Genomic DNA, 15,933 nt, shown 5'->3' on the forward strand with positions numbered 1-15,933 from the left:
TGTATCGATTTTTATAGGTTTGATTGGCCCAGGATTATTTTTCCGTCCAGACTGTCGTTATCATCTGCGGTACAGTCCAGAAGCCTTCCCGGCCTGTAGATGTTATTGAGTTTGGCAAGCGCAGCCAGGAGATCCTGAATGCTGCTTCCCAGATCCGGAAGGTTGTTCCTGGATTTATCGGTGAGGTATTTTCTGAACGCGGTCTCAAATTCGGACAAGTCGCTCTGGGCGGTCTGCACTTCGCTCATCCGGTCTCCGACCCAGCAGATTTTCGCTAAAATATGGGCCGGAATTTCCTGGCGGATTACCGTTTCGGCATAACGCCTGAAATCAGGATCCTGGAAACGGTAGGCAAATCCCGGGAGAACAACACTGATCCGGTAAGAGTAAGGATCAAAAATATCCGTTTCGCAGTCTTCCTCGCACGACGACATGAACGATGCCCCTGTTACCTCAAGATCATACATTACTTTAAAGGTTTTCCCCACTTTCATACAGCCGATCCCTCCCATCAGTTTATAGTTCTTCAGAACAGGCTTCAGCATTAAATGTTCGACCAGGAAAATACCTTCTTCGGTAAAATCATATTTAAAATAGTTTACGATGGCCCGGATTCCTGTCATCAGATCCTTTACGGTTGAATAAGGATTGGTTTTTTTATGATTGGCCATCACATTTCCGTCCTCATCCAAAATGTCGAAATAATAATTTCCTCCTGCTGAAAAACGGATCTGTATATTTCCGATCAGGGTATTCTCCTCCGGATCGTCTTCAAACGTTTTCAAAGCATTTTCAAGGTCTTCCTGATCGATCTGGATGGTCTGGTAAATGGCTTCGTTCAGATTCCTGGTAGCTGCATATTCAATCTCATAGGTATTGACGGAGGACAGGATAATTGCATTGTCGGCATCCTTTATTTTCCAGGTATAATTCGCTTTCCCATTGCTGCCCTGTGTTTTAATAAGCAGAACAGGAGATTGGGACAAATTTCTCCGGGTATAATTTTTAATTCCCAGCAGCCGGGCAATCCTCTTCTGCACGCCGGAAACATTATCGGTATTCCATACCTCCTTATCCGAAGACAGGGTATAATTGTACCCCAGCCCACGGTCTTTGCTCAGGAATTTATATTCTTTTAAGAAATTCTCCTTGTTGCTTAAAACAATCTCGTCGGTAGATTTTCCGTACAGCGATTTCATCACAAAAGTATAATCACTGAAGGTTTCGGCAAAACGGGCGATCAGGTGATCCAGCACTTCGTTTCTTCTTTCCACGCTGTTGTCCAGCTCTTTATACAAGGCATCCGTAAGGGTATCCTCATTACCGGTATCGTAACCGGAAACCAGTTCATCAAAACCCCGGATGTTTTTAAGGGCCTGCGTAAAGTAGGTTCTTTTTAAGCCGCCGTTAATGCTCAGTACTTCTTTTACTTTTTCGAGGTGCCTGAAGTAGCCGGCCAGGATCTGGTCGAAAAACAGAAGATAGGCTTTCATCTGTTTGGCCAAAGCTTCCCGCCCGGGTGTTTTGTCCCCGATGATTCCTGAAATCCCGACGCCGTAGGTATCCGGAAATTCGTTCAGGATGGAAGCGTAGTTTCCGATGTCGCGGGTCGTTCCTTTCGGCAGTACCGGTTCTTTATCTTTTCCGGCATCGTCACGAAGGACATCTTCTTCTTTTTTAAGCGTTTTTACATATTCCTGTACTTTCTTATCATTGATATTCAGCGGGAGGGAACCTTTGGTGTAGCTGAATGAGCTTAATTCGCAGAGTTCCGGCTTTTTACCGTCTTCGATGCAGATCAGCCAGTCGCTGGCCTGACTGTTCATCTGATCACAGCCTGCAATGGAGATTTCATGGATTTCCTTTACCCCGTCGACTTTCATGATTTCGCTGATGATATCCGAGAGACGGATTTCTTTTTTCAGCTGGCTTTTGCTGAGTTCTTCCGTATCGATAAACCCGTTCTCCAGCAGCGGACCGTCAAAAATTTCATCGGTGGTCCGCCCTTTATCCAGCATCTGCTTCAGTGAATAAAACGGGACTTCCGGTGCCAGGTAATTGTTGATTGTTTTTAATACTTTCGCATGTACCAGCTCTTCATCGGCTTTGTTCACCAATCCGATTCTGGCGCAGACGGCCACTTTCTGGGTCTGTACTTCCCTGATTTCCACCAGGTCTTCGCAGAGTCCCCGGTTGGCATGATAGCGTTCCAGGATCCCGGAATTGACATTAGCCTTTTTACAACGGTCTTCGTCGGTATCCAGTTCTTCGGAATAGTCGACATACAGATCGTAGAGCCCCTTTACGTTAAAATTACCGGTCTTTTCCCCGATCGGGTTAAAGTCCATGGTTCCGGTTTTACAGTCTACATAAATTTTTTCAGTCCGGGGAACCAGCCAGCAGTTCAGGATGGGCCTTTTAAGATCCGGCTCGAGGCTGATATCGATGAAGAGCTTTCTGTAGTCGAGGTCATTCAGGGGTCTCGAAGGTAAAATCTCGGTGGCCTTCAGGAACTGGGATTGGATGTCTTTTCCTGCATCTTTTGAAGCCAGGAGATCTGCGGTATTCAGGTTCATCCTCATCCCGAGATCCGTAATGGCGTAGCTTAAAACTTCCAGTGTGGTGATCCCCGGATCATGGGAGTTGTAATCCGTCCAGAGCTTTCCGCCCAGTTTTTCTATATATTCGATACCGGTCCTGCGCAGAAAATGAAAATCGGTCTGATCTCCGGTTTCTACATTTTTGGGTATGCTGATGTGCTTATTTTCTGACATAATTCTATTTTCTTCTTATTTGTTTTGCCTGCATCCCTGCTCTGCCATGGTCACCGTATGCTGCTTGGCCGAGACCAGGATCGATTTGGGATCCACTTCGATTAAAGACTGTTTCTGTAAAGCATTATTCACAAATATTTTTATTTCACCGATATAATCCACATAATACAGTTGCTCCAGATAGGTGATGAGCTGGTTGACATTCAGCTTGATGTTAAAATCGATATCCCCGGATTCCGTAAAGGCCCATGGCGAGATGTATTTTTTAAGATCTTCGTCCAGCTGCCTGGTATAAAACGATTCGTCATACTGCTCAAAGAACCTGACGCCGGCTTCCACTCTTGCCTCTTTGTAATTCGGATTGACTACCTGAACCCCGACCTGCATCGCATTCAATTCATTGATGTAGGTCTGAATCCTGTTCAGGCTGGCCCTGCTGACCCTAGGCTGATAGACATCAAAAGCATTTTTGTTTTTGATATCCGGTACTACCATCAGGGTAACGTGTCCCGGAGCCATGTAAGAGTTTTCAGAAGTATGGTTTAAACATTTCACCTTGAATACTTCCGGGAATTCCTGCAATACCAGATGTTCGTAGTCCCATTGCGTAACGGCCCGGTTCTTATGTCTCAGCCGCTCGCTGACCCTCCGGTAATATTCCGGATCGGTTTCCTTGTATTTGCCGTCGAAGGAATTGTACGGCTGGCTCACCGATTTTACCTGGGGAACACGGGTGATCAGTTTCGTAATGGTATCGGCCGGAAGGCCGGTATTCAGATGAGAGAGCTCATTCTCATGGTTTTCAAATTCTGCCTGTACTGCCTGGGTGTAAATCCCCTGGACCTTACATACCGCGTCGTAGTTTCTCTCCGATTTGGCCCTGATCCATACCAGACCGTCAGTCAGTCTCGTATGGCTGGTGTTGAGGTCTTTCGGTATTCTGAACCTGACAATACCGGATTCCAGGAATTTCCGGGTTTCGTTTTTCAGGATATAATCCGATAGATCCAGCCACGTGTTTCCTGAAAGAATATGCCACCGGATGTATTCTTTTTCTTCAAAAGGATCTGCCAGCGCATTTTCGCTCCCTTCCAGCATCTGGATCAGTAAGGAAACCGTCGTTTGCGGCAGGGCTTCCAGGCCGATGTATAATTCGCCCCCGGTTTCATGCACCGGCACCAGGCCTGTGGTTTCAACTTCTTTTTCGTACTGCCCGAAAACGTCCTCATGGTAGACCTGCATTCCTGAATTTTTTGAGGCCTGCCCTTCTTCATCCCTGCTCAGGTAAGAATAGGCAGTTTCGTAAGCACTGTAATTCAGCTCGATATCTTCAGCAAACGGGATATACGGTTCGTTGGGGATCAGTTTGTTTTTTTCCGGATTGCTCGATAAAGCCAGGGTATAGAGTTTCGGATAAACATCCTGCAGGAAGGATTGTTTCAGTGTCACACGCAAAGATTCGGAAGTCCCCGGTTTACCGCTGATACTGCTGACGGAAAAACAGGTCCTGTAAGAGCCTTCCGCTTTATCAAACAGTGTGATATCATGGGAGGCCGTATACCAGGTTTCTTTGTCCAACAGGCCGATATCCGCTTTAAAATAATCATCGGAACCTACGACCGAAGCACTTTTCAGGGCCTCAAAATCTTTTACGCTGATGTTCTGGTCCGGCTGAATCACGTATCCGCTGTACAGGTCCTGAAGGGAGTACGGTGCATTCTTCCAATTGATGGTAAGGTCTGCCTTCTGCCATTTTTTGGAGAACATTTCGGGATATTTAATATAAAAATTAGAACCTTTAACGGGTTGTGCCGTAAACGGATAATAAGGCTTCCCCGAATTCAGAGCCCCGTTGTCATTTTCTATCTGTACGGATTTTATCCCTTTTACATCCACCGATACTTCGATGTTCTTTACCGGTTTCTCCGAAAGGGCTTCGTAAACATCGTAATACCTTTGTCCTTCGATCATAAATCTTACCACCGGAAGGCCGGTCTGAAAATTTTCTGCAAGCACCTTTTTATCATAAGGCACTACGGCAGGATCATCTTTCAATAAAGTGAAAGACAGCTCCAGACGTGTGTCTTCCTTTTTCAGACATTTCAAAGCAAAGCCCGACATCCATTCTTTTTCGCCGCTGCAAAGCACCTTGATGTTGCTTTCGATGTCCTCATTTGAAAGGTCCTGCAGTTTCTGCGCCGAATTTCTGTTGAACGTGATGGCAACTGTTACCGTTCTTTCGCCTTCTTTAAGATCAAATAAGGAAGATGCTATGGAAAAGCCCAGTTTGGCTTCCGGAAGTTCTTTGTAGATGGATCTGCCGGAAACGGTCTCCTCCGAGTTATATCCGAACGGCCACCAGTAGCTGCTGTCTTCCGGCAGCTTTTCGCCAAGGCCGTCTGCCGTAGCTGCTTCCGGAGCCATTTTCAGTTCCCTCTTTTCATCATCATTCAGGAAACTTTTAATTTCCGCAACTTTTGCCTGATTGGCCATAAGCTCCTCTCCGGTCTTGTAAATCCGTTTATTTCCGTCGGCATCTTTATTGCCATCCAGCAGGGTTCCGGCGGGAATCCTTTCCTGAAGAGCTTTTTTGGCCAGCTCGAAAATCACGTAGACCTGATCTGCCCTGGCATCATTCTTCTCAATCTGAAGGATTTCGTTGTAGTAAAAATCCAGGTGCCTTTTGGTCAGGTCATTGAATGCTTTTTTGGAGAAATCCAGCAGTTTCAGGAAGCACACGAATAAGGTCAGGTGGGGCGTCAGGTTGCTGTCCTGTTCAAACCGGGAAATAAGATCGGTAACCTGCTTCTTCATCTGTTTGTATTCCACGCTTTCCCTGCGCGGAACGGTTTGGCCATCATCACCCAGAAAGAAGTTCTCCCAGTTTCCTCTCGGTGTATCAGGATCATCTTTATGAAAATAATTGACATGCCTGGCAAAATTATTAGCAAACAACAGCCAGTCGAACAGATCGAAATCGTGCAATTCTAGATTGCCGGGATCCAATTCTGCTAAAAAGCGCTGCATTTGTGATTTTCCTTCGCGGTAATGCGAAAATGTATCTGTTTTTTTCATTAGTTTATAGTTATATTTCGATGGTCAGATGCAATACTTCATGTCATGTGAGATGGTATACAACATGGCTACAGACCTCCCGGCTTCATTTATATTTCGGTAGCTTCTCCTTTGTAGAAGGGGAAAACCATATTGCTTCTGGTATTGGTGTTTCTTACTTCATAGTCAATTTTTATCAGTATTTCCCCGTGAAGTTCCTCCTGGGAATCGATGTCGATATTCAGAATATTGATCCTGGGTTCATGATATAAAATGGCACGCTCGACGATCCCTTTCATCTGGGTGATCAGGGTAAGGTCCAGGGGCTTAAAAAGCATCTCCTGCAGGTCGCATCCGTAATCCGGGAACATCACCCGTTCACCGGGACGTGTGGACAGTAAAATAATAAGGCTGTTGTTGATGTCTTCCACATCGGTGGTCATTTTCAGGATTCCTTCCGTCTCATTGAATTCGGGGGGAAAGCTCCAGCCTGTTCCTAAGAAATCTGTATTTATATTCATACGTTATTTGTTTTTATTGGATTAACATCCTTCCGGAACCCGGAACTTTCAGCCGTCCCGCCGTTCTTTGCGGATGTTTTATTTTGGTTTCAGATGATCGGTAAACAGCCGTTTCCCGTTCAGGAATATTTTTTTATCCGCCTATCAGAACCGTTGCTTCGCCTGCGGTAATGACGCCCCCGTGAGCGGTGGAATCCCCCATCCGTGCGGCTGGTTTTCCGCCGATCAGGACGCTTGAAGATCCTGACGCGATGGTATCCGGCGGACCGGTGCATACGGCCTTATCCCCTACCCGTGCGGCAGGCTTTCCGCCGATGAGTACCGTAGGCTCTCCTGCCGGAATAATGGGTCCGCCCACATGCGGAACATTTCCTGTCACCATCGGACAGGTATGCATATCTGTAATTCTTGCTGCCGGTTTCATGGTGATTAATTGATTTTTACCTGTGATCCTTTTACTACGGTTACCGCTCCGGATTTAAGCTCCGAGCCCGAGCTTCCTTCTGCCTTGAACTGTGCAGAAGCTTTTACACTCACATTGGTTCCTTCGATGCTGATATCGCCCTTGGCTTTGATCTTAATGTCTTTGCCGCTTTCCATAGTGATGCCGTCTTTATTGAGCGTCAGTTTGTTGGCATGCTCATCTTCAATTTTAACGGCATCTTCGTCTTCATTCAAAATTAGTTTTTTGCCTTTCGGGGTCTCGAGGGTATAAGAGATTTTATCGTCATTGAAGATCATCTTCATTTCGCTCCGGGTGACGAATCCTTTTTCATGGTTGTCGTCGGAAGCGGTGAGCGGAGCCGGTTTGGCGCTGCTGTTCAGCATCCCGAGTACGACGGCGTCATTGGGATCGTCATTGATGAATCCGATGATGACCTCATCGCCGATTTCCGGCCTGAAAAACGATCCCCTGTTTTCTCCCGCATCCAGGGTGGCGATCCTGGCCCAGATTCCTTCTTCTTCGTTGTTGATGATCGGGATCTGTACCAGAATCCGGTCTTCACCATCAGGATCCGACTCCAATTGGGAGACCACACCGATCTGCAGTCCGCTGATGGAAGGAATAATTCCGGAACCCGGCATTTCACTTACATCATAGGTTTCCGAAAACCACGTCGGCGAAAGCCCGAACTGGGCATCTACCAGCCAGTTGCCGTCGGCAATCTCATGACGTACGCCGGTGACGTATATTTTTCCGTTGAACCGGTTTCCTACGCCCTGAAGCGTCAGGGTAACGCCGGGCAGTACCGACGGGATTCCCTGGAACTTTACCCGTCCCCTGGTTTTGGCCAGCTGCTGGAAGGTTGCTTTGGCATCGCCCCATTCCTGGAGTTCGCCCTGGGTAAGGTTTCCGCCGTGCTTAAGCTGCAGGTCTTCGATGCCGAAAACTTTGGCCAGCTCGCCCGGTGAAAGATTTCCGTTGAGGCTGATAGCAGGATCCTGAGCTTCCGCTTCCGTAAGCTCCTGATCGGTATAGCTCCATGTTTTGGCGGTAATTTTACTGAACTGGTCCCTGGCGTCGATCTCGCCGTCGAATTCATGGACGGAAGATCCGTACACCACCGTTTCCACTTCTTTTTTGCTGAAATCCGGTTTGGCAATTTTCACCGTTCCGTTTTCAACAAAGCAGAGTTTTCCGTTGGCCTGGGCGCGGGTCAGCATGAAATCCCAGTCGGAAGCCCGGTACTGTACCAATTCCTTATGTGAATTTGAAGTCGCTTCTACCTCAGCTTTTAACCCGCTGTTGCCGATGAGTTCTTCCATAACCCCGCTGTCTTTGCTGTCGTAGAAATATTTGCTTTTTCTTCCCAGCGTCATTTTTACGGCTTTGTCCCGGCACTCTACAATCAGGTAAGAAGAACCGCTTCTTACTTTGATGTTATGTTTTACGACAACCCCTTTAAAAATCGTCTCTTCCTCGGAATGGTATCCGGCAGTGATCTCGATTTCTTTCCCGGGAATCAGCAGGTCTTCATTGCTCAGCTTGAAATCCTGTTCCGGCGCGCTGCCGTCCAGGATGGTAATACGGGCGTAGGGAATCCTGTTGATTTCTTTTTCCACGACAATATGGGTAATTCCATACCTGCCCGGCAGTTCCGTACCTCCGGACATTACCTTGAAGGTGATCAGGTCCGGGTTTTTTGCTGTCTGTATGTATCCGCTGTTGTTCATGTTATCTAATTTTTTCTATAGGTGGAAAGTAGAGCTCATCGCCCGGCACCAATTGCCTGAAATTGATCAGGTTGTTTACTTTGGCCACTTCCAGGTAGTATTTGGAGTCGCCGTAAACCCGCTCAGTCATCAGGGGTAAAGTATCGCCGTCCTGTACGGTTCTTTTGTGGGTGAGGTCAGGAGATTTTCTATCAGATTCTTTTGCTTCAAGCTTTGGACTGATTGATGTAACAAATTTTGCTTTACCAATCGCTCTTAATGGTTGTCCCTCATTATTAAATAGTTTATATTCTATGGTAAATTCTGCCAGTATTCCTTTGAATTCAAAATCTCCCCAATTCAGAATAACATTAAACGGTTTATGGATGGAGCCTTCAAGTTTACCTGTGGCTTCATAAAAGTCTTTGATCTGCTGGGTTACTGCTTTTTTCGCAAAGGACTTTCCTTTAATTACATTGATGAGTTTAATTCCCGAATTAGCTTCCGTAACCCCTGTGCCATCAAATAAAAATTCCAATTGAAGGTCTGATGAACGTGTTGCAATATATTTTGCAGGTGCACCAGCGGTTCCTATGGGCTGTTTAAGATCAAGCTCCGTCTTATAAGTCACAGAAAATCCTGTCGGGTTGATAAAGGCTGTGAAGGCTCCATTTTTTATTCTCCTTTTATAGTCAGAATCTTCGTAGGTCCCAATTGTCAATTTTTGAATTGCTCCTCTCATTATCTTTCTTTTTTACGGTGTTCTATATTGACGGCCTGCTCTACACTTTCGGTGACCGCCCGCATGATTTGCGTTTCATCTACCGAAGTGGCAGTTGACGCTGCGGCGGCTTGTTCGTCCACATTTATTTTAATGTGGAGCTCTTTTATTTCTATTGGCATTTCGTTTCGTTTTTAATTGATTTTTAATAAATAAATTACTAACAACCAATGGTTTAACACATCTTTTTTTTTTAAAATCCGGGCCTATAAAGGGTGCTCAGTCCTGGCGGTACGGCCAGTCTGTTTGTTTTTATCAAAAAAAATTCTGGTAAAAATGATCTCTGCTGAAACACGCTTTATGTGCCCGGATCTGATGTAGAAATTATAAGCCCAGGCTTGCCAGTGAAGAAGGTATCGTGAAATACCTGTATTTCAGCTCTATGGTTTCAACGGCCAGTTTGCTTTCTTCCGCATTGAATTCCGATACTTCCCACCGTACAGGATAGGCTCCTACCACATTCCAGACCATTAACGGGGCCGTAGACTGCAGTCCCCCGGAAAGGGAAACGATCAGATCCCTGGGTTCAAACTCGAAGTTCTCCATCGCATTTCTGCACCAGCTGATCAATCCTGAACTGACGAGCAATCCGCGTTTAAGAACTAAGTTAGGGTACTTGGGACGCAGAGGAAGCTGATGGACGAACCGGTTTTCGCCTCCTTCGGCATATTCTTCAGTGGCAATATCAGTGGATAACCCGGATATGGATTGAAATCTGGAGTCAATACCCTCTGTGGTCGAGATCCCGTTAACGATAAAAGAGAAACTGGTGGGAGGATATAAAACAGCCATGATTAGTTATTTTCAATAGTTAAACCTTCGTGCGCGATTTCCAGCGTCTCCACCGCTACCTCATTTCCTTCCGCTTTAAGATCCGTCGACTGTAATTTCACAGGGAACGCATTCTTCACTTTCCAGGTTACGGCAGGTTCCCCGTTTTCATCAAGGAGAGAGATCGTAATGGATCTGCGCTCTACCGTATTTGCCTGCATGGTTTTGAACCAGGCATAAAATTCGTTGTCCGATTTGAACGTCCCTCTTTTAAAGGTAATGTTGCTGAACTTCTGCATGCCGGTCATTTTGATCTTGCTGAAATCCGGGCTGGCTCCGTGTCTGTATTCGATGACATCGGTTTCGATATTTAAGCCCGATACTTCCTGGAATCCTACTTTGGTTCCTCCCCAGTCTACTTCAAAGGCAAACTTTACTAATGGATATGTACTCATTTTTTTTAATTTAATTTTGGTTGATTTTTTTTAGGTTAAAGCTTAGGCTTCCTGCAGCTTGTGAGAGAAACGGAGAATAATAAATTCCGCAGGACGAACCGCAGCCATCCCTACTTCAATGATCATCCTTCCTTCCAGGATATCCTGGGCAGACATGGTTTTGTTTAAGCCTACGCTTACATAATATGCTTCTTCAGGCTTGCTTCCGGCCAAGGCTCCGTCTTTCCACTGTTCGTTAAGGAAATTCTCGATCATTGCCTGTACCTTTACCCAGGTATTGGCTGTATTGGCTTCGAAAACAAAACGCTCGGTGGATTTCTTCACGGATTCCTCCACCATGTTGAAGAAACGCCTTACCGACACATACCTCCACTCGTTGCTGTTGCCGTCTAATGTTCTTGCCCCCCAGACCATCGTGCCTTTACCGGCAAACGTTCTGATCGCATTGATGGATTTTCCGGAGGACGGATCTATATTCAGGTTATCCAGATCATCAGGAGAAAGTTTTTCAACCGGCTCTACCACGTAGTTCAGTCCTACATTCGCCGGCGCCTTGAATACGCCGGAAGTACTGTCTACTTTGGCATAAACCCCTGCGATTGATGACGATGGTGATACAACAACACCTTTAGAAGCAATTACGTTTTTAGCTTGGTTATAAAGTGCTGAACTTTTTGTTTTTAATGCGTTCAGATCGGCAGCAGGCGATGCAACGGCCACAGCCACTCCTGAAGTATTCGTTTCTTTATAGCTTGTGATGAGAACGTCTTTATCCTCAAAGCTGTAACTTAAAACCGTTTCCAGTTTCGGGTAATAGGCCGCACCGTATTTTAAACCTGTTGCCGTAACTCCTGTTCTGAATTCAGTTACATTTCTCACAACATCCATGATGACAAAGCGGTCTTTCATTTCTTCTGCCTGATTCAATGCACTGTTGTACAAAGTATATGCATTTATACCTAATGCTTCGGCATCCGGAAAAACGATTAATGTCGGCTCATCTTCTTTTTCCAGGGTATCAAGACCATTTTGGAAATCATTTAAACGTAAATTAGCCGGATAGCCTGATGAAGATCCCACTGAAACAATATAACATGGTCCTCCACCGTTTGCAAAATACATCTGCATGGCATAATACATCTGAAATCTACCTAATTTGGTATCATCAAAATTTGCAGTAACTACATCATCTAAAATAGAAACAGTAATGGCTTCGCCTTCGTTCTTTGCTTTCCCGAAAAGCGCTTCGTATTCCAGCATGGAAGTAATTCTGGTCGGTTCATTTTTCGGTCCTTTTTCCGTGTATCCGACAAAGGCAGGAATTGCCGTTTCTACCTGGGCTACGGATGGTGGGAATTTTGTGATTTCTTCCACATACACTCCCGGTGTTTTGTAATTCATTTGTTAAATTTTTTTAAATTAATTGGCGTTATGTTCAATGGTTAAGCCTTCATGGGCCAGTTCCAGCGTTTCAATGGCAACCTCGTTACCTTCGGCTTTAAGATCCGTCGACTGTAATTTCACAGGGAACGCATTCTTCACTTTCCAGGTTACGGCAGGTTCCCCGTTTTCATCAAGGAGAGAGATCGTAATGGATCTGCGCTCTACCGTATTTGCCTGCATGGTTTTGAACCAGGCATAAAATTCGTTGTCTGCCCTGAAGATTCCTCTTTTTAAAACAACAGGACTAAACTTCTGCATTCCGGGCATTTTGATCTTGCTGAAATCCGGGCTGGCTCCGTGCCTGTATTCGATGACATCGGTTTCGATATTTAAGCCCGACACTTCCTGGAATCCTACTTTGGTTCCGCCCCAGTCCACTTCAAAGGCAAACTTTACTAATGGGTATGTACTCATATTTTTAATTTAATTTGGGTTGATTTAATTTAAGTTTAAGCTTCCTGCAGCTTGTGGGAAAAACGAAGTACGATGAATTCTGCCGGACGAACCGCAGCCATTCCGACTTCAATGATCATCCTTCCTTCCAGAATATCCTGGGCAGACATGGTTTTGTTAAGACCTACGCTTACATAATAGGCTTCCTCAGGCTTGCTTCCGGCTAATGCACCGTCTCTCCACTGCTGGTTCAGGAAATTCTCGATCATCGTCTGTATCCGGACCCAGGTATTGGCCGTATTGGGTTCGAAAACGAAACGCTCGGTGGATTTCTTCACGGATTCTTCCACCATGTTGAAGAAACGTCTTACCGACACATACCTCCACTCGTTGCTGTTGCCGTCCAGGGTTCTCGCGCCCCAAACCAGGGTTCCTTTTCCGGTGAAAGTACGGATCGCATTGATGGATTTTCCGGCAGTTGCATCTACATTGAGACCGTCCTGTTTATCCTGGGAAATTTTTTCCGTAGGTGCCACTACATAGTTAAGCCCTACGTTCGCCGGTGCCTTGAATACGCCGGAAGTACTGTCTACTTTGGCATACACACCCGCCATTGCCGACGACGGCGCCATAACCACCTGCTTTGCAGCGATCGCATTTTTAGCCTGACTGTACAAATCCGAACTGGTGGATTTTAATGCGGCTAAACTTGCAATACCGAATGCACCGGTTACCAGGACTTCAGCCTCATCGAATTCAAAGCTTAAGACGGTTTTTAATTTCGGATAGTAGGCGGCACCGTATTTCAGGCCCGGGGCGTTTACTTTATCCCTGAAGACACCCTCGTCTCCTAAAACATCCATGATAACGAAACGGTCTTTCATGGATTCCGCCTGATTCAAAGCATTATTGTAAATAGAATAAGCAGAAGCGACAGCATTAACGGCAGATCTTGCTTCTGCAGCCGTTTTAGCCAAGGTAGCAGCTTCGGCACTTTTTGTGGCCGTATCCATATATTGGTTATAAACCGCCGCCGCCGCCTGAGCCGCCGTTTTCACCGTGACCGCCGTAGCATTCGCAATAAGGGATGCTGTTTTAGCAGCGGCAGCAACAGCCTGAGCCGCATTATAGGCCGCAATTTGGGAAGGTGTGCTGGTTTCGTTAACCGTATAGGTATTAGCCTTTGCAAGAGCCGCATTACCGGCAGCGGCGGCATCAGCACCTGCAACAGCAGTAACTACCTGTTGAGCAGCGGCCTTAGCGTCGTTGGCTACCGTTTTATTGCTTACGGCTATTGTTTCTAAAGCCGCTGCATCCGCAACATCACGGGCATTGGTTACCAGACTCTGAAGATCAGGAAAAACAATCAGCGTAGGTTCATCTTCTTTTTTAAGAAGCTCAAGACCGTATGATAAAGTTTTTTCTGTTGTAGAAGTTCCTACTGCCACGGCATCGGTATAGTTTCCAACAGAAACAATATAGCAGGGCCCGCCGCCGTTGGCAAAATACATCTGCATGGCGTAGTACATTTTATAATCGCCGACATTGATCTGGGTTACGTTAGCAACACCGTCATTAAAATCGACCGCAAAATTTTCCGGATTCGCTTTTCCGAAAAGGTTTTCATATTCCAGCATTGAAGAAATCCTCGTCGGTTTCTGAGGCCCTTTTGCCGTATATCCGACAAAAGCAGGAATTGCCGTTTCAACTTGTGCTACGGAAGGCGGGAATTTGGCTTGCTCCTCCACATAGACTCCAGGGGTTTTGTAATTCATTTGTTAAAATTTAAAGTTAATATTAATTATTCCTCGGAGCAGACTCCGAATGGTTATCCTGAACGGATCTTTATTTTTTTTAAGATGGTTGTAACTGATGGGAGAAATTCAGGACGATGAATTCTGCCGGACGTACCAGGGCTACCTTTATGTTAATATTCATGGTTTTCGGCCTGGTTTCATCGCCTGCGGCCTCAACATGGTAAGCTTCCTCCGGTGTGCTGCCTGCCAGGGCTCCGTCTTTCCACTGCCGGTTCAGGAAATTCTCCACCGTTGTTTTGGCGTGTATCCAGGTAAGGGAAATGTTGGGTTTGTCCATGTATTCTTTCACCAGTACCTGGTCCAGTGCGTACCGGATCATGTCATAATACCGGCGGACCTGTATGTACTTCCACGTATTGTCCTTTCCATCCCCGGTTTTATCTTTCCCGGAGAGTGTTCTTGCGCCCCAGACCAGGTTGCCTTTTCCGCTGAAAGTACGGATCGCATTGATGGATTTCCCGGTAGAATGGATGTTGAGATCCGACTGTTCCTGATCCGAAATTTTTTCCGTCGGGGCAGTTACGTAATGAAGACCAACGTTGGCAGGCGCTTTCCAAGGGCCTTTCATCCGGTCTGTCCTCGCGTAAACGCCGGCCATGGCTGAAGACGGAGGCAGAATCACTTTTAAAGCCTGCATCGCTTCTTTCACCTGACTGTATAATCCGGAACGGGAAGATTCCAGGTCTCTAAAAAGGATTCCGTCGGCCTCTCCTTTCTCGTCTTTTGCATTGAGAACGGCTGTTTTCAGTGCCTCAAACTCTCCGTCAAAAAGGGGTGCATTTTCATCAAAATCATAAATAACGCCATCATAAAGGGCACCCGAAAGACCTTTGGCATTATTAATTGTAGTCGTTAAATCAACTTTTACATCTGCTGTTTCTTTCACTTTTTCTGCAATGGCAATCGCCTGATCCATTAAGCCGGCAAGGACAAAGGCGTTCTCCGATCCGCTTGAGATTTCATCCGCTGCCAGCATTTTCAGCCGGTCGATAGCGGCAATCTCGTCTGCATAAAAAGCGGCACTGCTCTGTCCGGCTGCCTGTAAACCGGTATGGGTTATCGGCGTCCGGGTTTCATCAAAAGTATAGTTCAGGACGGTTTCCAGATGAGGAAAGTAAGCGGCTGCGTGAGAAGCATCGGCAACAGCCGGGTTTATTTCGCTCCTGAAGCGTTCAACCGTATTTTTATTATCTGATTTTATAACGGAATTGCCGTAATAGGTATCCAGTAGGGCAAACCGGTTCCGGGTTTCATCGCCGGCTTTGGCGATCACATGATTGTAAAGCGCATAAAAATCATCCTGAACTGCCAGCGAAACGGCATCCGGGAATACCAGCAGGAGCGGCTGTGTTATGGTATCCGTCATAGACAGCCCTGTTTCCAGAGCAGATCGCTGCACGCCTGATGATGCCGAACCGTAAGTTCCTGCCGAAACGATATAACACGGGCCGCCGCCATTGGCGAAATACAGCTGGAGTGAATAATACATCAGGAAGTTTACCTGCGGCGCAATAAGCGTTACTCCTTCTTTTGTATCTTTCAGGACGATATTTTCTTTCTTTGCCTTTCCGAAGTATTGTTCGTATTCTAAAAGGGAGCTGATTTTGAAGGGTTCCGTAGAATTGGCAGGCTGCACCTCGGTGTACCCGATGAATGCCGGTACTGCTGATTCCGATAAAGAAACCGAATAAGGGAGCCTCGCATTTTCCAGAATGGAAACGCCCGGAGTAGTTGGATTTGGCATGTTTTAAATTTAAATTAAAGGTTATT

13 protein-coding genes are annotated in these 15,933 nt (G+C 46.1%); all 13 read right to left on the reverse strand.

The window, feature by feature from the left end:
• Positions 1–11 precede the first annotated feature (11 nt).
• Positions 12–2,774, reverse strand: a complete 2,763-nt coding sequence (locus CHA01nite_RS17315) for a baseplate wedge protein (protein ID WP_146943683.1) — start codon at positions 2,772–2,774, stop codon at positions 12–14.
• A 15-nt stretch (positions 2,775–2,789) separates the two neighbouring features.
• Complete coding sequence (locus tag CHA01nite_RS17320) at positions 2,790–5,849, reverse strand: baseplate J/gp47 family protein (protein ID WP_146943685.1); 3,060 nt, start codon at positions 5,847–5,849, stop codon at positions 2,790–2,792.
• Positions 5,850–5,938: 89 nt separating this feature from the next.
• Complete coding sequence (locus CHA01nite_RS17325) at positions 5,939–6,349, reverse strand: GPW/gp25 family protein (RefSeq protein WP_146943687.1); 411 nt, start codon at positions 6,347–6,349, stop codon at positions 5,939–5,941.
• A gap of 133 nt (positions 6,350–6,482) precedes the next feature.
• A complete protein-coding gene (locus CHA01nite_RS17330; protein ID WP_146943689.1) occupies positions 6,483–6,773 on the reverse strand; it encodes a PAAR domain-containing protein in 291 nt (96 codons plus the stop codon).
• 5 nt (positions 6,774–6,778) lie between these two features.
• Positions 6,779–8,524 carry a type VI secretion system tip protein VgrG gene (gene vgrG, locus CHA01nite_RS17335; protein WP_146943691.1) on the reverse strand — a complete coding sequence of 582 codons (1,746 nt, stop codon included), beginning with the start codon at positions 8,522–8,524 and terminating at the stop codon, positions 6,779–6,781.
• Position 8,525: 1 nt separating this feature from the next.
• The gene (locus CHA01nite_RS17340) at positions 8,526–9,245 is read right to left on the reverse strand and encodes a CIS tube protein (RefSeq protein ID WP_146943693.1); all 720 of its coding nucleotides are present in this window, start codon (positions 9,243–9,245) and stop codon (positions 8,526–8,528) included.
• Positions 9,245–9,406, reverse strand: a complete 162-nt coding sequence (locus CHA01nite_RS20870; RefSeq protein WP_228458445.1) for a DUF5908 family protein — start codon at positions 9,404–9,406, stop codon at positions 9,245–9,247. The genes CHA01nite_RS17340 and CHA01nite_RS20870 overlap by 1 nt, the downstream gene beginning before the upstream one ends.
• Before the next feature lie 202 nt (positions 9,407–9,608).
• Positions 9,609–10,076, reverse strand: a complete 468-nt coding sequence (locus CHA01nite_RS17345; RefSeq protein ID WP_146943695.1) for a phage tail protein — start codon at positions 10,074–10,076, stop codon at positions 9,609–9,611.
• A gap of 2 nt (positions 10,077–10,078) precedes the next feature.
• Positions 10,079–10,510 carry a phage tail protein gene (locus CHA01nite_RS17350; RefSeq protein ID WP_146943697.1) on the reverse strand — a complete coding sequence of 144 codons (432 nt, stop codon included), beginning with the start codon at positions 10,508–10,510 and terminating at the stop codon, positions 10,079–10,081.
• A 42-nt stretch (positions 10,511–10,552) separates the two neighbouring features.
• The gene (locus CHA01nite_RS17355) at positions 10,553–11,911 is read right to left on the reverse strand and encodes a phage tail sheath family protein (protein WP_146943699.1); all 1,359 of its coding nucleotides are present in this window, start codon (positions 11,909–11,911) and stop codon (positions 10,553–10,555) included.
• A gap of 18 nt (positions 11,912–11,929) precedes the next feature.
• The gene (locus tag CHA01nite_RS17360) at positions 11,930–12,367 is read right to left on the reverse strand and encodes a phage tail protein (RefSeq protein WP_146943701.1); all 438 of its coding nucleotides are present in this window, start codon (positions 12,365–12,367) and stop codon (positions 11,930–11,932) included.
• Between the two features lie 35 nt (positions 12,368–12,402).
• Complete coding sequence (locus CHA01nite_RS20875; RefSeq protein ID WP_146943702.1) at positions 12,403–14,121, reverse strand: phage tail sheath family protein; 1,719 nt, start codon at positions 14,119–14,121, stop codon at positions 12,403–12,405.
• A gap of 79 nt (positions 14,122–14,200) precedes the next feature.
• Entirely contained in the window at positions 14,201–15,907 is a 1,707-nt protein-coding gene (locus CHA01nite_RS17370) for a phage tail sheath C-terminal domain-containing protein (protein ID WP_146943704.1), read from the reverse strand.
• Positions 15,908–15,933: the final 26 nt, after the last annotated feature.

Source organism: Chryseobacterium hagamense, assembly GCF_007991455.1.
GTDB classification, from domain to species: Bacteria; Bacteroidota; Bacteroidia; order Flavobacteriales; family Weeksellaceae; genus Chryseobacterium; species Chryseobacterium hagamense.